Consider the following 20,978-nt stretch of genomic DNA (forward strand, 5'->3'; position numbering starts at 1 on the left):
TCACCGTTCCCCCGGCCGTGCGGCCGGCGCTCGGGGTCACCCGGCCTTCTTCCACTCCTGGCAGCGGTTCGTCTGGAAGTACTCCCCCTTGTTGAGCGTCACCCGGCCCGGCCCCTCCAGGTTGTTGTTGGCGATGATCGCGTCGAACTCACCGCTGGCGTCCTTCAGCCGGGCGTCGCGGGGTAGAGGATCGCGTCGGCGACGCGGCCGCCGGAGTCCCTCACACCGCCGGCGAAGTTGAGACGGCCCGTGGCGGTCGCCTTGGCGGCGACGCCGTGCCAGTAGCGGGGCTCGCGGTCCCACCGGATGTCGGCGAGAAGCCGGTGCAGGTCCTCGACGCCGAGCGCGTTCATCGGGTCGGCCCACGGGGTGGTGTGGTGCACGGCGATGCCGAGTCCCGCAAGCACCGCCGGGGCGGTGATGGCACTGCGCGAGGCGAAGTGCGGGAAGTGGTCGGAGATGAGCCGGGCCAGTGACGGGACGACGCTTCCCTCGACCTGCTCGGCATCCGTTCCGGCGGGAAGCTCGTCCTCGTGGACGGTCTCCGCCGAGCGTGAGAGTCCCGTGCGCCCGTAGATCGCGGTGATGACGAGGGCGCGCAGCGCGGAGAGCGTGATGACCTCCGGGTCCGTCTTGCCGACCTGCCGCTTGCTGGCGTTGACGAGCTTCGTGAACGGGACGATCTTGTCGTCGACCTCGACCTTGACGGATTCGGCGAGGCGGTGCGCGAGCCGGGTCGCGAAGTCCCGCTGGTCCATGGACATGGCCAGGTTCTTGGCGACGATGACGCCCTGCACGTTGCGGTCGTAGAAGATCTGCCGTGCGTCGGCGACCGACAGATCCACGTACAGCTCGAAGGGGACGCGGATGGTGGCGAGTTCGGCGTACGTGAGCCCGTAGTGTCCGGGGTCGTCGTACAGCTCGTGCCAGGCCGTCGTCTGCGTCTCGCCGTCGATGGCGACGACGCAGGTGCCGGGCGTGATGGTCAGGGTCCGCAGGCCCGTTCCGGGCAGCAGTTCGTCACTGAGGGCTGCGAGCGGGCCGGCGTGCCAGAAGGTGATCGGCGGTGCGGACCAGCCGGCGCCCAGTTCGCCCTTCACGCCGTCGGCGATGTACTCGGCGTAGGAGCCGACGTTCTTCCCCTTCTGCGTGGACTTCAGCGCCCGCTGCACCAGGGAGCGGAGTTCGGCGTGGCGCCGTACGGCACCGGACGCGGCCTTGAGCGTCTTCGTGTCCTCCTCACGGCGGGGCGAGGGGACGAGCTGGACGAGGGTCGCCACGGACATGGTCCCGATCACGGCGTCGGTCCGGAACGGCATGACGGTGAGCTGGATTCCTTCGACGACCGTGGTCGGCAGGGTGATCTGCATGGGTGTCTCCCTCGGGATCAGAGGAGCGGTGCGTGGCGCGGCACTGCGGCGCAGCCAGGAGCAACAGGCACGCCGACGGTTCACACCGCGAGGAGCGCGCTGCCAACCGGAAGCTCCATCAGATAAGCACTCCAGTGAAAGCACTGTCAAACCCCTTGAGAGATTTGACGAGCGCGGTACTGTGTTTACTGTTCACTCCCGAGAGGCCAGGAACCCCATGCCCCAGCCACCCGCTCAGGTGACCGCCGCCGAGATCTCCCGGATCGCCGGTGTCACGCGTGCCACCGTCAGCAACTGGCGCCGCCGGCACGACGACTTCCCGGCGCCGTCGGGCGGCACCGACAGCAGTCCGCTCTATGACCTGGAAGCGGTACGGGGATGGCTGGAGGCACGCGGCCAGTCGTCCGCCGCCACCCCCTCGGAGGAACTGCGCACCGTCCTGCGGCTCCACGGATCCGGGGCCGGCGTGGCAGCCCGCCTGTTCCCTCTCGTCCTCGCGGCGTCGCGCCGAAGCGCGGACGATCTCGCCGCGCTCGACGGCCTGCCCGACTCCGAGGTCATCGCCCAGGCCGACAAGGCTGCGGCAGAGCTCGCCGGATCGGTCCCCGAGGCCGAGGCCGCCGGTTTCGGTCCGGACGACGTGGCCGCACTCCGGGCCCTGGTGCGGTGCGTCCGCGGCGAGGGTGCGCAGAGCGCGCTCAATGTCCTCGCCGAACGCGAACTGGACGACACCGCCTCCAGCGGCACGTACCGGACGCCGACCGAACTCGCGGACCTCATGGCCCGGCTGCTGCCGGATCGCACGGCGCGCGTCCTCGATCCGGCGTGCGGCAGCGGCAGCCTGCTCGCGGCGGCGGCCCGCCGGGGCGCCACGGAGTTGTACGGCCAGGACTCACTGCCCGTACAGGCCCAGCGCAGCGCGGTACGCCTGCTGCTCGCGGCACCCGACGCACAGGTCAACGTCCGCGCGGGCGACACCCTGCGCGCCGACGCCTTCCCCGAGCTGCGGGTGGGCGGCGTGCTCTGCAACCCGCCGTACGGCGACCGCGACTGGGGGCACGAGGAACTCGCGTACGACCAGCGTTGGGCCTACGGCGTACCGCCGCGGATCGAGTCGGAGCTGGCCTGGACGCAGCACGCCCTCGCGCATCTGGAACCCGGCGGCTACGCCGCGATGCTGCTCCCGCCGGCCACGTCCACCCGTGCCTCGGGCCGCCGCATCCGTGCGGAGCTCGTACGCAGCGGAGCGCTGCGCGCCGTTGTCGGCCTGCCCGTCGGCGCCTCGGCGCCGCTGCACATCGGCCTGCATCTGTGGGTGCTCCAACGCCCGGAGCCGGGGGCCACAGGCGGTGCGTCGGTGCTGTTCGTGGACGTGAGCGGGGACCAGCGCGACGGTGCTGCGGGGCCGCCGCAGGACACGGGCTCCCGGCCCCGGAGCCGTCGCGGCGGGGTGGACTGGGACACGTTGTCGGCCGAGGTCCTGAGCCACTGGTCCGCGTACAGGCAGGCCCCGGACTCCTTCACCGACACCCCTGGCACGGCACGCGCCGTCCCGACGATCGACCTGGTCGACGACCTCGTCGACCTCACGCCGGCCCGGCAGGTGCGCACCGCCCCCGCCGACCTCGACCCGGCGGAGGTAGCGGGGCGCGCGGAGGAACGGCGCGCGCTGCTCGTCGCCTCCCTCCCCCAGTTGGGGAGCGCGGCGGGCGTCGGCCCGTGGGAAGCGGTCGCCGAGTCCTCCCGGGCCTGGCGCACGGCGACGGTCTCCGACCTCGCCCGAGGAGGCGCGCTCTCCCTGCTACGAGCAGCTGTCCCCGGCAGCCGCGGTGAGACCGCGGCCGGGGGCGGCGGGGAACACCCGGTGCTCACCGCGTCCGACATCAGCAGCGGCACCGGCCCCTCGGGCACAGCGGAGGACCTGCGTACCGACGCGGCGCACATGGTCGCCGCAGGCGATGTGCTGGTACGCGGCGTAGCCGGCGGCAACGGCTTCATGGCCCGCGTCGCGGACGAGGTGGACGCCGAGGCCCTCCTCGGCCACCACATCCACCTGCTCCGCCCGGACCCGGCCCGGCTCGACCCCTGGTTCCTCGCGGGGTTCCTGGGCGCCGAGGCCAACATCGCCGGCGCCTCGACAGGCAGCACCATCCTGCACGTCTCCCCGGGCCGGCTGCGCGTACCGCTGCTCCCACTGGAGGAACAACGCCGCTACGGAGCCGCGTTCCGCCACGCCCACGAACTCCGCACCGCCGCCCGCCGGACCGCCGAGCTCGCCGAGGCCACGGCCCACGCGCTGCTCACCGGCCTGACGGCGGGGGCGCTGCGCCCGCCGCCCGAGGGCCCGTTGGCCTGAACGGCAACGCCGCCTTCACACATCCACCACACTGAAGCGCAACCGTCCCGGCCGGTCCGGGTCCATCGAAGGGAACGCGTTGAACAGCAGTAAGCACACGGAACTGGCGAACCACGCCTGGTCCGTCGCCGACCTCCTGCGCGGCGATTACAAGCAGTCCGACTACGGCAAGGTCATCCTGCCGTTCACCGTGCTGCGCCGCCTGGAGTGCGTCCTGGAGCCGACGCGCGAGAAGGTCGCGGAAGCGGTCGTCCGGTGCAAGGAACAGGATCTCGACCCGGACTACTTCCTGCCACGTGCCGCGGGCCACTCGTTTTACAACACGAGCAGCCTGACGCTGAAGTCGATCGCCGGTGACCCGGACAACGCGGCGACGAACCTCCAGATCTACATCGGCGCCTTCTCGCCGAACGCCCGCGAGGTGCTGGAGAAGTACGAGTTCGCCCAGCAGATCCGCAAGCTGGACAGCGCGAACCTGCTCTATCAGGTCATCGGCAAGTTCACGGACCTGGACCTGCGCCCCGAAGCCGTGTCCAACCACAACATGGGCTACATCTTCGAGGAGCTGATCCGCCGCTTCTCCGAGCAGTCCAACGAGACCGCGGGCGAGCACTTCACCCCGCGCGAAGTCATCAAGCTGATGGTCAGCCTGCTCATCGCCCCGGACGGCGACGCGCTCAGCATGCCCGGTGTCGTCCGCACGGTCATGGACCCGGCCTGCGGCACGGGCGGCATGCTCAGCGCGGCCGAGGACCACATCAAGGCGTACAACAAGGACGCCACAGTGGAGGTGAGCGGCCAGGAACTCAACCCGGAGTCCTGGGCGATCTGCCGGTCCGACCTGATGATCAAGGGCCAGAACCCGGAGAACATCGCGTTCGGCAACTCCTTCTCGGACGACGGCCACAAGCGCGAGAGGTTCGACTACCTGCTGGCGAATCCGCCGTTCGGCGTGGAGTGGAAGAAGGTCAAGGAGGAGGTCGAGTACGAGCACGCAAACCTCGGCGACTCCGGCCGCTTCGGTGCGGGCCTGCCTCGTATCAACGACGGCTCGCTGCTGTTCCTCCAGCACATGATCTCGAAGATGAAGCCGGTGGACGTGAACGGCGGGGGCGGCTCGCGCATCGCGATCGTCTTCAACGGTTCACCCCTGTTCACGGGCGCGGCCGGTTCGGGCGAGTCGGAGATCCGCCGCTGGATCCTGGAGAACGACTGGCTGGAGGCGATCGTCGCCCTGCCCGACCAGCTCTTCTACAACACGGGGATCTCCACGTACTTCTGGATCCTGACGAACCGGAAGGACGCCCAGCACAAGGGCAAGGTCGTGTTGCTGGACGCGCGCGACCAGTGGGTGAAGATGCGCAAGTCGCTGGGCGACAAGCGCAAGGAACTGGGCGACGGTACGGGTGGCAAGCCGAACCACATCGGCGACATCACCCGCCTGTACGGGGAAGCGGTGGCAGCGGCGGCGGACGCGGAGCACCCGCTGCACGCCAAGGTGAAGGTCTTCGACAACACGGCGTTCGGCTACCAGCGGATCACGGTGGAGCGCCCGTTGAAGCTGCGGTTCGAGCTGACGGAGGAGACCCTGGCCGCGCTGCTCGCGTCGAAGCCGGTGCAGAAGTGGGCGGAGGAACGCTTCCTGCCGCGTGAGCCGGAGCTCGCCGCGAAGGCGAAGGCCCGGCGGAAGCTCACGGAGGATGAGGAAGTCCGGTTCCAGATGCTGGCCGATGCTGAGGTGTCGGTCCTCGGGGATGCGTTGAGGCCGCTGCTGGGCTCGGAGTGGGCGACCAAGTCCGAGGCTCAGGTGGCGGTGCGCGACGCGATGGCGGCTGCTGGTGTTCCCGGGCCGGCCGGGGCGCCGTTCGCCAAGGCGTTTCGGGATGCGGTGGGGGTGCGGGATCCGGAGGGGGAGGTGCAGCTCCTCAAGGGCGGTGCTTCGGAGCCGGATGCGGAGCTTCGGGATTACGAGAACGTGCCGCTGGGTGAGGACGTGGAGGAGTACCTGACGCGGGAGGTGCACCCGCATGTGCCGGATGCGTGGATCGACCACACGAAGACGAAGGTGGGGTACGAGATTCCGTTCACGCGGCACTTCTATGTGTATGAGCCGCCGCGGCCATTGGCGGAGATCGACGCGGAGTTGAAGGCGCTTGAGGCGGAGATCCAGGCACTGCTGGGTGAGGTAACGAAATGACCGATGTCATGGCAAGTTCCTTCCCAATTGTACCAATTCGGCGATTCATCAACGACCTGACGGATGGCCCGTTCGGGAGCTCACTCACAAGCAGCCACTACTCAGACAATGGGGCACGAGTAATTCGCCTCGGAAATATCGGATCAGCCACCTTCCGCGATGCAGACGAAGCGTATATCCCGCTGGAGTACTTCAAAAAGCTGAGTCGTCACGAGGTCAAGGAGGGAGACCTAATTATTGCAGGGCTCGGCGATACCAACCATCCGGTTGGCCGAGCCTGCCTAGCTCCCCACTCATTGGGTCCCGCTATCGTCAAAGCCGATTGCTTTCGTGCCCGACTTGACGAATCCCGTCTCACACACCGCTACGCCGCCTGGGCGCTCAGCTCGTCAGCTATTTCGCAGCAGATCCGCACGCTCACCCGAGGAACGACCCGTTCGCGCATCAATCTCGATGTCGTACGGGAAGTGCAGGTACCGATCCCTCCACAGGAGGAGCAGCGCCGCATCGCCGACTTCCTCGACGCCGAGACCGCGCGCATTGACAGGCTCTCGACTCTGCGGAGCGAACAACTGGCATTGATCCGCGAGAGCCTCGCACACGCATCTGCACAATTGTCCGGACGCATCACAGTCAACGGCATGCTCGGCAGCAAGCAGCGAGTGGTTCAATTGCGACGCGCAATTTCAGTCGTGCAGACAGGATCAACACCCGCCGATCTGCGCCCCACGGTAGATACCGTGGCACACAATGATCTCCCTTGGTACACGCCTGCCAGCATCGACGAATGGATGTTGATCGATAGCGCCGAGAAAGTGACACGCGACAGCAGTGGACTGCCGAAGTTTCCCGCCGGAAGCGTGATCGTAACGGGAATCGGAGAATCTCTCGGCAAAGTTGGCTATCTACCTCACGAAGCCACCGGGAATCAGCAACTAACCGCACTCTCTCCGTCACCTGGCGTCAATGGCAGATTCATCGCATGGCAGCTTCGAGCTGCCGAAAGGGAACTGAGGGAATGGGCGCAGTACTCACGAATTCGCATCATTAACAATGATGGACTAAAATCCTTCCCAATCTATCTCCCACCTCGCACCGAGCAAGATTCGGCGGTACAGATGCTCGATTCGAAACTTGCCGAGGTACAGCAAGCGACACAAGTCATCTCAAGGTTCCAGCGCGTCGCAAACGAACGCCGCCAAGCCCTCATCACCGCCGCCGTAACCGGCCAGTTCGACGTCTCCACCGCCAGCGGCCGCAACGTAACGGACGGGGTATCGGTATGAGCCCCATCCACAGCGAGTCCGCCTTCGGCGATGCCATCGTCGCCGCCATGACCGAGCGCGGCTGGCACGAAGCACGCCCCGAGGACTACCAGGCCGACCTCGGCCTCGACACCAACGAGTTGTTCACGTTCCTCGGCGAGAGTCAGATCCACGAGTGGGACGAACTCCTCGCCTTCTACGGCAACGACGTCAACGCCGCCCAGCGCGGCTTCGCCCAGCGGCTCGACAAGGCCATCAGCGAAGAGGGCCTGCTCAAGGTCCTCCGCAACGGCGTCAAGGACCAGGGTGTCCGTCTCCGCGTGGCCTACTTCAAGCCGAATCTCGTCGCTGACGACTCCGTGCTAGACGGCTACCGCGCCAACCGCCTCACCGTCGTACGGGAACTCGCCTACGCCACCAAGCAGGCGGACTGGAACAACCGGCTCGACCTGACCCTGTTCCTGAACGGCATCCCGGTCGCCACAGCCGAGTTGAAGAACCCGCTCACCCGGCAGGGCGTCGAACACGCCAAGGAGCAGTACCGCACCGACCGCGACCCCACCGAGCTGATCTTCACCCGCCGCGTCATCGCCAACTTCGCCGTGGACCCGGATCTCGTCTTCGTCGCCACCCAGCTCCGGGGCAAGAACACCCGCTTCCTCCCCTTCAACACCGGCTCCAACGGCGCCGGCCTGCCCGGTGGTGCCGGAAACCCGGACCCGACCGCGTATGGCACCTACGCCACCTCCTACCTGTGGGAGCAGGTCTGGGCGCGGGACAACTGGCTGGATCTGCTTCAGCGTTACGTGCACCAGCAGAAGACCAAGACCCCCGGCGGCGGGACCACCAAATCGACGATCTTCCCGCGCTTCCACCAGTGGGACGTCGTCAAGAAGCTGACCACCCACGCTTCCATCCACGGCGTGGGCCAGAACTACCTCGTGATGGCGTCCGCCGGTTCCGGCAAGTCGAACACCATCGGCTGGCTCGCCCACCGCCTGAGCGACCTCCACGCCGACACCGATCCCCGCACACTCGACCCCGACGCCCTCGCGACCGGCCGGATCAAGCCGGGCTCACCCGTGTTCGACAAGGTCATCGTCATCACGGACCGGCGCAACCTCGACGCCCAGCTCCGCGAAACGGTCGGCAGCTTCTCGCAGACCGAGGGCCTGGTCGTGAAGGTCGACGAGAAGCACGGTTCGAAGAGCGAGCAGCTCGCCCGCGCGCTCTCCCGCGACACCGGCAAGATCGTGACGGTCACCCTGCACTCGTTCCCGGCGCTGCTGGACTACATCCAGCGCAATCCGACCGAGATCAGCGGCACCAGCTTCGCCATCATCGTGGACGAGGCCCACTCCTCCCAGTCCGGCGACGCCGCCACCGCCGTGCGGGCTGCTCTCCGCGACCTCGGCCTGGACTCCGACTCGGACGAGCAGGGCGCGACGGCCGTCACGCTTGACGAGAAGCTGAAGAAGAAGGCCGCGGAGCGCTCACAGGCCGCTAACCTCTCCTACTTCGCCTTCACCGCCACCCCGAAGGCCAAGACGCTCGAACTCTTCGGCACGGAAGACACCGTGGACGGCAAGGCGGCCTACCGCCCCTTCCACACGTACTCCATGCGTCAGGCCATCGAGGAAGGGTTCATCCTCGACCCACTGCGGAACTACGTCACGTACAACACGTACTGGAAGCTGGTGAACGAGAACCCGGACGAGCGTGAGGTGGACCCCTCCAAGGCCAACACGCTGCTCGCCCGGTACGCACTCACCCACGAGAGCACTGTCACCCAGCACGCCCAGGTGATCGTCGAGCACTTCCTGACCCACTCCCGAGGTCGGCTCGGCGGGCGGGCCAAGTCCATGGTGGTCACCGCCTCACGACAGTCCGCTGCGGAGATGGCGCGGGCGATCAAGAGCTACATCAAGGACAGGGAGTACGACACCAAGTACCCGGACCTCGGCGTCCTGGTGGCCTTCTCTGGCTCGCTCACGGTCGGTGACGACACGGACGAAACGACCGAGTCAAAGGAGAACGGCGGCATCCCGGAGAGCGCACTGCCGAAGGCGTTCGCGTACACCCGGGCCGACGACAAGGCGGTCGGCGCGGGCGGGCGGGGCCAGCAGGAGTACAAGATCCTGGTCGTCGCGGAGAAGTACCAGACCGGCTTCGACCAGCCGCTCCTCACCACCATGTACGTCAACAAGACGCTGACCGGCATCTCCGCGGTTCAGACGCTCTCCCGTCTCAACCGCACCGCCGACCGCAAGACGCAGGCGGACCTGGCGGTCCTGGACTTCGTGAACGACGCGCAGGACATCCAGGACGCGTTCCGTCCGTACTTCGAGGAGGCCAACACCCTCCCCTCCGACCCGAACCTGCTCTACACCGCACAGAGCCGGGTCATGTCGGCCCCGGTCATCTCCGAGTCGGAGATGGACGAGTTCGCCACCGCGTACTTCGCGGCGAAGGAGAAGGCGGCCGGCTCGCAGGCGAAGTGGGAGAAGCTGCACGCCGAGCTGTACCGGCTTCTCTCCCCCGCCGTCGCCCGCTTCACGCCCCTCCTGGAGAGCGAGGAGGACGACGATGTCGAGACGGCCGAGGACTTCCGCGCGGACCTCAACGACTACGTGCGGAAGTACGGCTTCCTCGCGCAGATCGTCCCCTACCGCGACCCCGAGCTGGAGCGGTTGCACCTCTACGGCCGCTACCTCCTCAACCGACTCCCCCGCCGTGCGGACGGCGGCGTCGACATAGGGGAGATCGACCTCAGCCACCTGCGGGTGGAGAGGACCGGCGAGTACGACGTGTCGCTCTCACCCGAGGGAGCCGTCGAACTCCCCGGCTTCGGCGACGGCTCGGGCGGTGCGGCGGAGGCGGAGAAGTCGCTGCTGTCTGAACTGATCGAGGCGTTCAACGCCAAGTTCGGCACGGAGTTCACCGAGGACGACGTCCGCAAGCCGTTCAAGAAGACGACCGAGGACCCGAAGGTCCGGGCCGCGGCCGTCGTCAACGACGAGGCGAACTTCGGCAAGGTCTTCGACCGCGCCTTCGCCGACAACATGGCCGACCACATCGAGACGACCGCCGGCATAGGGCGCCAGTACTTCGGCCCCGACAAGGACTTCCGGTCCAGCCTGGACCGCAGTGCTCGCCGGGCGGCGTGGCGGATGATCCGCCGCGAGGAGAATGTGGACGAGTAGTCCCCCGCACACGACGACGGGAGGGTCCCGCCATTGCGCCTACGCGGCCCGCGGCGGGACCCTCCCGTCGTTGTGTGCGTCAGCCGGTGACGAGGCCGACGAACCCGGCCCACGCTTCTGGACCAACGGTCAGCATGGGGCCGCTGAGCTGCTTCGAGTCGCGGATGTGTACGTGGGTGGGTACGGCGGCAACTTCCACGCAATCGCCGCCCTCCGCACCGCTGTAGCTGCTCTTGCGCCAGGCGATCTCTACGCACTGACCGCCTTCGGCCCCGCTGTAGCTGCTCTTGAACCAAGCCAGCTCCCGCATGGCAGGAGTATCGGTGGTGTTCATAGATCTCCCAGCAACTTCTCGATGAATCCCAGAGTCTCTCGCGGAGTGAGAGCCTGACTCCGGATGATCCCATAGCGCGCTGCGGCCAGCCGCGTCTCGTCCCGATCCGTCAGCAGGTTGCTGCGCCCCTGGGCCTCCATATATACGAACTGCTCCCCGCCCTTGCGAGTGATCACCGTATACGGCCCGTCCACGCCCGCGTTGTCCTCCCGGTCGAGCGGCATCACTTGGATCTCTACGTTGCGGTTCCGGCCGAACAACAGGAGTTGTTCCAGTTGCCCTCGCAAAACGTCCCGACCGCCGAGGGGTCTCCGCAGGACTGACTCCTCCATCACAAAGCTCAGGAGAGGAGCAGGCCAGCGGCTGAAGATTTCCTGCCTCGCCAGACGCCCGGCGACGCGGAGTTCGATGGTTGCCTCGTCCAGCAGCGGACGGCGCATGGCAAGCACCGCGCGCATGTACTCCTCGGTCTGCAAGAGGCCCTTGACCATGTGCGTGTCGTACGCACACAGCTCCACTGCCTCCGCTTCCAAACGCGCCATATCCCGGAAGAACGATGGGTACTGCGCCCGCGCCACCTCGTCCTTCAACGCCAGCAACAAGCCCCCGGCGTCCAGCACCGGGTCCGCCTTGTCGATGAACGCCGGCTGCGGGATCCGCCGCCCCTGCTCGAACGACGCGATCGACTGGGCCGCGTAGCCCACCAGCTTGCCGAACTCGGTCCGGTCCAGGCCCGCTCGGAGCCGTAACAGCTTCAGCTGCCGTCCGAACGCCATCATCACCCCGGACCCCGGCTCGCCCTCCGGACGTTCCCCGGTCTCCGCGCCCGTGCCCGGCTCCGCGTCGCCCCGTACCACCGTCATCGCCACCGCCTGTCCCACGCACTCACGTACGTACACGCCGACCGCCTCCGCGTACAAGCAGTCCGCGACGGCGCGTCACCCCTGGTCACGCTACGCCACTGAGGGCCACCTTGGGGTCATGACCAGCAATCCCTCACTCCCCGTGCGCCCGCTTCCGACCGCGCAACACCGCTTCCCGTGGCACCACTTCTCGATGCGCTTCAGCTCCACGCCTCGTGGTGCCCGCCTCGCCCGGCGCCTGGCCGGTGAGCGGTTCGACGCGTGGGGCATCCCGTACGGCAGCGACACGCACGACGCGCTGACGCTCGTCGTCGCCGAGCTGAGCGCCAACGCGGTGTGCCACGGGCTCGTCCCGGGCCGCGACTTCCGGCTGTGCGTGTCCGCCGAGGGCACCGCTCTGCGTATCGAGGTCACCGACACTCGCGGCGAACGCATCCCGGTCCTCGCCGAACCGCCGGGCGGGCTGGACGGAGACAGCGACAGCGGCCGCGGGCTCGTTCTGGTAGCCGCTCTGGCGGATCGCTGGGGCTGGTACCCGTGCACGGACGGGCCCGGCAAGACGGTCTGGGCCGTTCTGGAACCGGTGCCGACGCGCCGGCTCGACAGCCGCGCGCATCCGTCACAGCACGCGGTTCCCGGCCCCGGGTCAGTCCTGCCGTGCGTTGGCGAGGGTCTCGAGCACCCAGGCGGGGAAGACGAGGCGCGGGAAGATCCGGCCTTTGACGTCGAACCTGAACCCGAAGTGGAGGTCCCTGGATACATGTCGGTGGACCATGCGGATGATGACGGAGGTGTCGGGATTTAAGAGGGCCGCCCCATAGAGGCCGATCTGCCAGAACCTCGCGTGGATGCGGTTCCCGTGCACCAGGGCGGCACAGCCGTGCTCCTCGGCCTTGGCCCGCGGGACGCCGCCGGCCCAGCGGTGGAACTCGTCGGTATACCCGTACGCGCTCAGCGCCCCCCGGGCCAACCTCTCCATGCGCACGTTCTTCGGACCGTCGAGGAACACCATGAACTGACGCACTCCCCTGCGACGCCGCCAGAGACACGGGAGCTCTCGGACGACACAGTCCAGGACGCGCACGACGTCCGCCCGCACTGCGGGATCCAGTCGCCGGAGCTCTCTGCGCGTGTAGCCCCCGTCATCTTCCATGCGGCAAGCATTCATGAGTGTGACCAGTAACTCAACCGTGCTACCGCCGAGTTGGGGTTCGCCCTCCGGAGGTCGGGCAGCCGGATCACGGCAACGTGATCCGACTGCAGGCACACCGACAGAGCACCCACCCGCGTACTGCGAGCTCGCCTACACCGACGCGGACAGGGCGGGGAACACGACCACCGAGCCGTCCTTCTCGCGGGCGATCTCAATGGCCACATCCGTCGCACGGCTGTCGGCCGCGGCGCCGTCACCCAGCCTGCGAATCCGGTTGGCCGCGCGCATCAGGCGATCGACTTCAGCGTTGGTGAAGACGGGCCGCAGACCGCTCGGGCGTCCCAGCTCCAGCGTCGAAAGGCGTTCCAGGACACCGGTCATGCCCGACTCCAGTTCGTCGAGGCGGTGCTGGTCCTTCTTCAGGGCGCCGGCGAAGTTCTTGAACAGGTTGTCGGGGTCGCTCTGGGCGTGCTCCACGGCCTGAAGGACGACGACGCGCCGCTTCAGCGCGATGGCCAGGGCGGCGAGTTCGAGGTGGGCGCGGAATCTGCCGCCTTCCTCGTCGATACCGGGGAAGGACTTGGCCAGTGTGCCGATCTCCACGGCCTTGCCCTCGGGCAGATTGTCGAGTGCGCTCCGCCACCGGGCGAGGCGACGGTCAGCGGCGCCCAGTGCCGTGTTGATGGCATGCACCGCCGAGTCCAGCCCCAGCGAGAGGCCGAGCTTGCCCTGGTCGAGCAGAAGGGCGGTGGCCTTGTCGATGGCGTCGCGGCAGCCGTCGAGTTCGCTGTGCTCGTCGTCGAGCTTCTGTTCGTGCAGTTGCTCCAGCAGTTCCGTGATGTGCTCGATGGCCTGCTGTCGCTTGTGATCGACGTGCGCGCTCACGCCCACCGCCACGGCCATGAGCACGAGCGGCGCGGCCACGGTGAGCGCCACGCTCCCGCCGACCGCGACGCCGGCCGCCGCACCGGCGCCACCGGCCGCGCCCGCTGTTGCCGTACCGACCGGAACGAACGTCGTGCCGGCGGCGATCTTGCCCGTGGTGGCATTCACGAGGGGGCCGCGGAAGCCACAGATCGCCCCCTTCGCCACCATCGGACGGACGACACCCTGTCCGTACTGGGCGGCCACCTTCGCCGGGACCACCATGCGGAACAGGCACTCACCGGAAGCGGTCGCCCTGGCCGCCGCGGAGGAACCGCGCGCCGACTGTGTGATGAGCTGCGACAGGTGCTGCGCCAGGGGACTGACGGCGTCGAGCGACATGCCCTTGCTGCGGTCCAGCGTGCCGGGAAGCGGATGCGCCTCAAGTGTGGCAATCGGCTGGTCCGCCAAGCCGGCCAGCGCACTGCGCAGTTCGGCCAGGCGCGCCGCCGTCATCGGCTCGTCCCCGACCACTGCGGGCACCCGTACGTCACCGGTCGCCAGCGTCCACACCGGTACGTTCGCCTTGCGGTAGTCAATCATCGTCTCCCCCAATTTCCGACAACAGCGTACGGCCGACCTCCGACAGGAACGGCATGAACCTTGCGGATTCAACCACGGGGAACCGTTCCCACCCACCTGACCGGAAAGAGGCGTCCCGGACACTCCTGCACCGCCGGCGCTGGACTGAAGATCTCCTCACCAGGGACACTTGCCCTTCACCCTGCCGAAAGCCGGTCCATCCAGCCGCGCGCACCGGCCAGCACACGCACACACGGGGGCAATGTGCCGCAGCAGCAGCCGATCGCAGGTCGGTACGAGCTCCTGGAGCCCCTCGACAACGGCGGCATGGGGGACGTGTGGCGCGGCTACGACGCCGTGCTCGACCGGCCCGTCGCCGTGAAGCTGATCCGGCAGCAGTCCGTCGGCGGCTCGCAGCAGCTCGCGGAGGAGTTCGCCAAGCGCTTCCGCCGCGAGGCGCGGATCACCGCGCGCATCCAGCACCCCGGTGTGCCGCAGGTGTACGACGCGGTGCTCGACGACACCTACGAGCGGCTGTTCCTGGTCATGGAGCTGGTGGACGGGGTGTCGCTGTCCGCGTACATCGCCCCGGACCGGCTGCTTCCGGTCAGCTGGGCGGTGGCGGTGGCGGCGCAGGTCTCCACCGTGCTCTCGTACGCGCACGAGGTGCCGGTCATCCACCGCGACCTCAAGCCCGGCAACATCCTGGTCGCCCGCGACGGGACGGTGAAGGTCCTCGACTTCGGGATCGCGGCGATCCTGCGGACCGATGTCACCAAGCTGACCGCGACCGGCACGCCCATCGGCACGTACCAGTACATGGCGCCCGAGCAGGTGCGGGGTGGGCGGACCACACCGCAGACCGATCTGTACGCCCTCGGCTGCGTGCTGCACGAACTGCTCAGCGGGCGGTTGCTGTTCACGGCGGACAGTGAGTACATGGTGATGCACCAGCACGTGAACGCCGCGCCCACTCCCCTGCGCGTACTGCGCCCCGAGGTGCCGCAGGAGCTCGAGGACCTTGTCCTGCACCTGCTCCTCAAGGCGCCCGAGGCACGGCCCGCCGATGTGCAGGACGTGTACGAGCGGCTGCGGCCCTTCCTGCCGCCGCCCGGCCGGGCGCCCGGACCCGGCGAGGCGGGACCGGCGGGGGCGCCGGACCCGACGGGAGTCTTCCGCAACCCGTACGCGCCCCGGGCCCGCGCGGGGGCGGGCCGCCCCGGGCCCGTGGCCGCCGATCCGGCTGCCGGACCCGCCGCGCCCGTCCCCGTACCGGCGCAGTTGCGCGCCGAGATCGAGGAGGCGTACGCGCACTCCGACGCGCTCCTGGAAGAGGAGCGGTTCACCCAGGCCGCCGAGGTGCTCGGGGAGATCATCGAACCCGCCGCCCGTGCGCTCGGCTCGGAGAGCCGGAGGGTCCTGGAGCTGCGGACCGGCCGGGCCGCGATCCAGCTGCTCGGCGGGGACTACCGGGCCGCCCTGCCCGAGTTCGACGCGCTGGCGGATGCCTACGCGCGCACCGACGGCCCCACCGGCGAACGGGCCCGCGCCTGCCGCGCCCAGGCGGCCCGCTGCCGTGCCAAGATCGGCCAGGTCACCGACGCGCTCGCCGCGCTGCGTGGCCTCCTCGACGTCGTACGGAATGTCGACAGCGATCTCAGCGAGGAGGCCGTCGAACTGCGCCGCGACATCGGCATGCTGCTGCTCGCCCAGGGACAGGCGGCCGAGGCCCGTCGGATACTCCGGCCGTTGCACGACGACCTGTGTCTCGTCTTCGGAGCCGGCGACGAGATGACCCAGGACGTCGGCGAGGCACTGGCGCTGATCGGCCTCGATCTCGACGACCCGGCGGCCTGACTGCCCGTCCCTCCCCCGATTCGTCCGCCCGCCCGTCTTCCCGGAGAGTCCGCCCATGCCCCACCTCGCGTTCGACGTCGGTTTCTGCGCTCAGCTCGGCAAACTCCAGGGGAGTGTGAAGGAGGGTGTGTTCAGCGCGTGGGAGAAGTTCGAACGCCTCACCCTGGACCAGCTGTTCAAGGACCCCGGGCTGAAGCTGGAGAGCCTGAAGCGCGCCCGTGACCCTCATATCCGGACCATCCGGATCGACCAGGGGACGCGGGGTGTCGTCCTCGCGCCCGACAGCGGCGACACGTTCGTGCTGCTGCGCGTGATGCCGCACGACAAGGCGATCGACTGGGCCATCAAGCAGAAGGCCAGCATCAACACCGTGACCCGGGCCGTCGAGATCCGCGACATCGCGATGCTCGACGAGCTCACCCCCGCGTACGAACGCATCGCACCCGCTCCCGACCAGCGGCTGTTCGCGAAGGTGTCCGACGGGGACATGACCGCGCTCGGGATCGACGGGACGACGCTGCGTCAGGCCCGCGCCCTCACCAACCTCGAGCAGCTGGAGGTCTTCGCGCCGTACTTTCCCCAGGACCAGCGCGAGGTTCTCGAATATCTCGCCGCGGGCTTCACCGTGGAGGAGGTGTGGCGGGACGTGGTGTCGGTCGGTCTCTCCGCCGCCCCCGCCGACACCGCGCCCGTGGACACCGCCGACTTCGCGACCGCCATCCACCGCACCGGCACCCGCATCGCCCTCATCACCGCGTCCGACGAGCTCCGCGACATCCTCGACAAGCCGTTCGCCGCCTGGCGCGTCTTCCTGCACCCCTCCCAGCACAAGGTCGCCTACCGGGCCAGCTACTCAGGCCCTGCCCAGGTCACCGGCGGCCCCGGCACCGGTAAGACAGTCGTCGCGCTGCACCGGGTTCGCCATCTCCTCGGGTTCCTGCGCGACGGCGAGCGCATCCTGCTCACCACGTACACCAACGCGCTCGTCGACGCCCTGCGCAGCGGTCTCGCCGCCCTCGTCGAGGACGCGCACCGGCGCGACCGGGTGGACATCACGACGGTCGACGCGCTGGCCAGCCGGGTCGTCGCCACGTCCCGCCGTCCGCTCCGGGCCGGTGAGGAGCAGACCCGCTGGGAACAGGCCGCGCGCGCCACCGGCTTCACCGGCACGCCCCAGTTCCTGGCCCAGGAGTACAAGCACGTCGTCCTCGCCCAGAACCTGCGGAGTCCGCAGGAGTACGAAGCCGCCGACCGGCCCGGACGGGGCAGCCGGCTCCCCGTCGCCCAGCGGCTCGTCGTGTGGCGCACGATCCAGGCGTTCACCGACGGCCTTGCCGCCGACGGCCTGCGCACCTACCTGGGTACGTGTGCGGAGGCCGCGGACCTCCTCGAAGGGCGGCAAGCCCTCTACCGGCACATCGTCGTGGACGAGGCCCAGGACCTCCACCCAGCGCAGTGGCGGCTGCTGCGCGCCGCCGCCCCGCCGCGCCCCGACGATCTGTTCATCGCCGGGGACCCTCACCAGCGGATCTACGACTCGCGGGTGTCACTGAGGGCGCTCGGCATCAAGGTCACGGGCCGCTCGACGAAGATGCGAAAGAACTACCGCAGTACGCACGAGATCCTGAGCTGGTCCACCGCACTGCTCGTCGGCCGTCCGTTCGCGCAACTCGAGGACGACGACCGCAACGAGACGCTGCTGGGCTACCGCTCCGCACTGCACGGGAGCGGCCCGGTCGTGCACGGAGCCGCTTCGGAGGAGGCGGAGCTGGACGCCCTGGTCACGCAGATCCACGCGTGGACGGAGGCCGGTGTCAGCCCCGGCGACATCGGCGTCAGCGCACGCTTCAACAAGAACTGCGCCAAGGCCGTCGAACGGCTGACGGCGGCCGGAATCCCCTCGGCACGACTGCGGTCCGAAGCCTCCGAGGGCCCACCGGCCGTCCGCGTCGGAACGATGCACTCCTTCAAGGGACTTGAGTTCCGCTGCGTGGCCGTCATCGGGGTGCACGACGGGGCGCTGCCCTACCCGGGCGCCGTCACGCCGGCCGACGCGGACCGCCTGCAGCACGAGGCGGACCTGATGGCTGAGCGCTGCCTGCTCTTCGTCGCCTGCACCCGGGCGCGCGACGGCCTGTACGTGTCCTGGTCGGGAGCTCCGAGTGCGTTCCTGGTGGAGGCGGGAGCGGCGATCTGAGGGGCGGGCGGCCGTCCCCTCAGGGCAGTAACCCCCCATCCCTCTGGGGGATAACCCCCAGGAAGGTAGGGGAGAAACCGGGTCGTGCGGAGGACGTCCGGTCCGTAGGTTCTGGAGTGGAATAGGCACACCGCTTCACACCCAGCCTTCGGAGGCCCCCTCGTGACCGCCCCTTCGCTCCAGCCGACGCGCACGCTTCACCCGGCCCTCGCGGCCTTCGTGCGCTTTGTGATCTGCGGTGGCGGGGTCGGGGTCGCGTCCAGCGGTGTGCTGGTCCTGCTCCACGACCGGATGCCGCTGGCCCTCGCCAACGCTCTGGTTACCGTCGTGTCGACGGTGATCGCGACCGAACTGCACAGCCGGGTCTCGTTCCGTAGCGGGCGCGGCGGGTGGGCTGTGCACCTTCAGTCCGGGCTGACCGTCGCCGTGAGCTACGCCTTCACGACCGGGGCGCTGCTCTGCCTGTACGCGATCCGGTCCGAACCTTCGACGCTGGTGCAGCAGAGCGTCTACCTCTCGGCGTCGGCCCTCGCGGGCGCCGGGCGGTTCGCGCTGCTGCGGGTGGTGGTCTTCGGGGAGCGCAAGGCGGGCGGGGCTCGTACGGCGTCGCTGGGCAAGGCGTCCGTGGCCATGGCCGCCTGAGTACGACGCCGCCCTGCGGATCGACCGGGCGGCGCGCGGAAACGCTTGTACGCCCCCGGCACACTCGGAACGGGCCGCCGTGTGTCCGCCCTCGCGCGCGACAGACACGTGCAGGAGCGGGACGCGCGCGCGTTGTTATCCTGACCAGCGTTCCAAGTCACCAGGGTGGGCCCCGTCGGCCGCCGGCGCGGGCCGCGCGCCCGTCGAGGGGAGAGTCACGTGCAGGGTCCAGCCGCGAGCCGGGGCTCGGTCCGGAAGGCCGAACAGGCGTGGAGCCAGGCGATGGCACTGATGCAGCGCGGGGACACCGCGGGCGCCGGTGCGCAGTTCGCGCTCGCCGCGACCCTCGACCCCTCTGCCGCCGACGCGTGGCTGGGGCTGCACGCGACCGGTCAGCGGCAGGAGGAGGCGCTGGACGCCATGCTCCGCAGTTCGGGGTCCTTCGGTGCGCTGCGGACGAAGTTCGGGCTGCCGCTGCGGTCGACGTTCCAGATCGGCCACTACGTCACCTTCCGTCTGGAGAACGCGCGCGACCTGTGGCTGGCAGCCATGTCGTCGCTGCTGGACAAGAAGCGGGTCGACGAGGCGTGGGCCGGGCTCAAGACGGCCCAACTCGACTGCGACGAGACCAGGTTCGTCTGTACGCGCTACGCGTTCGTCAAGGAGGACTGGGCCCTCGTGCTGAGGTTCGCGACCGGAATCGGTGACGCGTTCCTGTATGACGAGGCGCAGTTGTACGTCGGTGCGGCACTGTTCGCCCAGGGCGTTTATCACGAGGCGCTGAACGTTCTGGCTCCACTTCCCCGGAAGCTGGAGGCGGGCAGCCGGTTCGACGCCGAGACCAAGTACTTCATGGGGCGTTCGCTGGAGGAGCTGGGGCGGCAGGAGGAGGCGCTCAGGCGGTACCAATACGCCTTCCGGTGTGCGCCGGGGCTCTTCGATGTCGATGTCCGCGCCCAGGTCCGGCCGGCCCCCGCTCCCGCAGCCCCGGCTCCCACGGCTCAGGACCTGGTGCCGCCGAGGCCGGAGCAGCCCGCCGCGCCCTCGCCCACCGTCCCTGCTCAGGCCGGGGCCCAGCCGGCTCACGGGGGCGCGGACAGCGCACAGCCCGACGCCGACGCCCGGGCCCGGTTGCTCGCCGAGGCGCAGAAGTCGCTCGACGGCATGATCGGCCTCGAACCCGTGAAGCGCCAAGTGCTCACTCTCATCGCTCAGTTGCGCATGGCCGCGCTGCGCGAGGAGCAGGGGCTTCCCGGCGGGGCGCGGCCCCGGCACTTCGTCTTCGCGGGGCCTCCGGGCACGGGCAAGACGACGGTCGCCCGCATCATCGGCAAGGTCTTCGCCGGGCTCGGGCTGCTGAGTTCGGGCCATGTCATCGAGGCCCAGCGGGTCGACCTGGTCGGGCAGCACCTCGGTTCCACGGCCATCAAGACCAGCAAGGTCATCGACTCGGCGCTGAACGGGGTGCTGTTCATCGACGAGGCGTACGCCCTGTCCAACAGCGGGTACAGCGGCGGCGACGCGTTCGGTGACGAGGCGTTGCAGGTGCTCCTGAAGCGGGCCGAGGACGACCGGGACCGGCTCGTCGTCGTACTGGCCGGATACCGCGAGGAGATGGCCGGTCTGCTCGCCGCCAACCCCGGGCTCGTGTCCCGCTTCACCACGCGCGTCGACTTCCCCTCCTACTCCGCGCAGGAGCTGGTCCTCATCGCCCGCGCCGTTCTGGCCGCCCAGGGCGACGAACCCGACGACGGGGCGGTCGAGGTCCTGCGGACCTTCTGCACGGCGATCGTGGACGGCGGAATGGCCGACACGGTGGGCAACGCCCGGTTCGCGCGGGAGCTGTGCCAGAAGGCTTCCGCGCAACGTGACCTACGGCTGTACGCCACGCATGCCGAGAGCACCCCGAGCCGTGAGCAGATGGTGACCGTGCTCGCCGAGGACGTGGTGGCCGCGCACCAGGAGCTCATGGAGTCGCACGAGAACAGCGGCTCGTAGACCGCCTGCCGCGGGTCCGCACCCGTCGGAAGGGCCGTTCGGCGGGTCCGCACCCGTCGAAACGGCCGTTTCGCAGGCCGCCGCCCCGTGGACCGGA

General features: G+C 69.0%; 13 protein-coding genes and 1 pseudogene. 9 read left to right on the top strand and 5 right to left on the bottom strand.

Annotated features, from left to right (window positions below; all coding sequences use genetic code 11):
* Positions 1–36: 36 nt before the first annotated feature.
* Both ABTX18_RS35810 and ABTX18_RS03275 read right to left on the bottom strand, forming a co-directional pair.
* Positions 37–282, bottom strand: coding sequence for an Rv1352/Rv1906c domain-containing protein (locus ABTX18_RS35810; RefSeq protein ID WP_503061089.1), 246 nt, complete (start codon positions 280–282; stop codon positions 37–39).
* Positions 165–1,370, bottom strand: coding sequence for a DNA sulfur modification protein DndB (locus tag ABTX18_RS03275; RefSeq protein ID WP_352121011.1), 1,206 nt, complete (start codon positions 1,368–1,370; stop codon positions 165–167). The genes ABTX18_RS35810 and ABTX18_RS03275 overlap by 118 nt, the downstream gene beginning before the upstream one ends.
* 217 nt (positions 1,371–1,587) lie before the next feature.
* Between ABTX18_RS03275 and ABTX18_RS03280 the strand changes: the two genes are divergently transcribed.
* From ABTX18_RS03280 to ABTX18_RS03295, 4 genes are all read left to right on the top strand, one after another.
* Entirely contained in the window at positions 1,588–3,726 is a 2,139-nt protein-coding gene (locus ABTX18_RS03280) for an N-6 DNA methylase (protein WP_352121012.1), read from the top strand.
* 79 nt (positions 3,727–3,805) lie between these two features.
* Positions 3,806–5,923 (top strand): type I restriction-modification system subunit M, encoded by a 2,118-nt coding sequence (locus ABTX18_RS03285; protein ID WP_352121013.1) that lies wholly within the window; start codon positions 3,806–3,808, stop codon positions 5,921–5,923.
* A complete protein-coding gene (locus ABTX18_RS03290) occupies positions 5,920–7,209 on the top strand; it encodes a restriction endonuclease subunit S (RefSeq protein WP_352121014.1) in 1,290 nt (429 codons plus the stop codon). The genes ABTX18_RS03285 and ABTX18_RS03290 overlap by 4 nt, the downstream gene beginning before the upstream one ends.
* Positions 7,206–10,391, top strand: coding sequence for a type I restriction endonuclease subunit R (locus ABTX18_RS03295; RefSeq protein ID WP_352121015.1), 3,186 nt, complete (start codon positions 7,206–7,208; stop codon positions 10,389–10,391). The genes ABTX18_RS03290 and ABTX18_RS03295 overlap by 4 nt, the downstream gene beginning before the upstream one ends.
* 79 nt (positions 10,392–10,470) lie before the next feature.
* Here ABTX18_RS03295 and ABTX18_RS03300 read toward each other — a convergent pair whose 3' ends face one another.
* Entirely contained in the window at positions 10,471–10,701 is a 231-nt protein-coding gene (locus ABTX18_RS03300; protein ID WP_352121016.1) for a DUF397 domain-containing protein, read from the bottom strand.
* 20 nt (positions 10,702–10,721) lie between these two features.
* Positions 10,722–11,588 carry a helix-turn-helix domain-containing protein gene (locus ABTX18_RS03305; protein ID WP_352121158.1) on the bottom strand — a complete coding sequence of 289 codons (867 nt, stop codon included), beginning with the start codon at positions 11,586–11,588 and terminating at the stop codon, positions 10,722–10,724.
* A 118-nt stretch (positions 11,589–11,706) separates the two neighbouring features.
* Between ABTX18_RS03305 and ABTX18_RS03310 the strand changes: the two are divergent.
* A pseudogene (locus ABTX18_RS03310) lies at positions 11,707–12,168 on the top strand (ATP-binding protein); the annotation flags it as partial.
* 723 nt (positions 12,169–12,891) lie between these two features.
* On the opposite strand, the gene ABTX18_RS03315 reads toward ABTX18_RS03310, so the two are convergent.
* Positions 12,892–14,208, bottom strand: a complete 1,317-nt coding sequence (locus tag ABTX18_RS03315; RefSeq protein WP_352121017.1) for a hypothetical protein — start codon at positions 14,206–14,208, stop codon at positions 12,892–12,894.
* Between the two features lie 243 nt (positions 14,209–14,451).
* Between ABTX18_RS03315 and ABTX18_RS03320 the strand changes: the two genes are divergently transcribed.
* The 4 genes from ABTX18_RS03320 to ABTX18_RS03335 all read left to right on the top strand — a co-directional run bounded on the left by ABTX18_RS03320 (position 14,452) and on the right by ABTX18_RS03335 (position 20,881).
* Complete coding sequence (locus ABTX18_RS03320; protein WP_352121018.1) at positions 14,452–16,044, top strand: serine/threonine-protein kinase; 1,593 nt, start codon at positions 14,452–14,454, stop codon at positions 16,042–16,044.
* A 55-nt stretch (positions 16,045–16,099) separates the two neighbouring features.
* On the top strand, positions 16,100–18,241 hold the full coding sequence (locus tag ABTX18_RS03325; RefSeq protein WP_352121019.1) for a UvrD-helicase domain-containing protein: 2,142 nt from the start codon (positions 16,100–16,102) through the stop codon (positions 18,239–18,241).
* Between the two features lie 162 nt (positions 18,242–18,403).
* Positions 18,404–18,883, top strand: a complete 480-nt coding sequence (locus tag ABTX18_RS03330) for a GtrA domain-containing protein (RefSeq protein WP_352121020.1) — start codon at positions 18,404–18,406, stop codon at positions 18,881–18,883.
* A 219-nt stretch (positions 18,884–19,102) separates the two neighbouring features.
* Positions 19,103–20,881: an AAA family ATPase gene (locus ABTX18_RS03335; protein WP_352121021.1), complete on the top strand. Its 1,779-nt coding sequence runs from the start codon at positions 19,103–19,105 to the stop codon at positions 20,879–20,881.
* Positions 20,882–20,978: the final 97 nt, after the last annotated feature.

This window comes from Streptomyces sp. NPDC096323 (assembly GCF_040302845.1).
GTDB lineage: Bacteria > Actinomycetota > Actinomycetes > Streptomycetales > Streptomycetaceae > Streptomyces.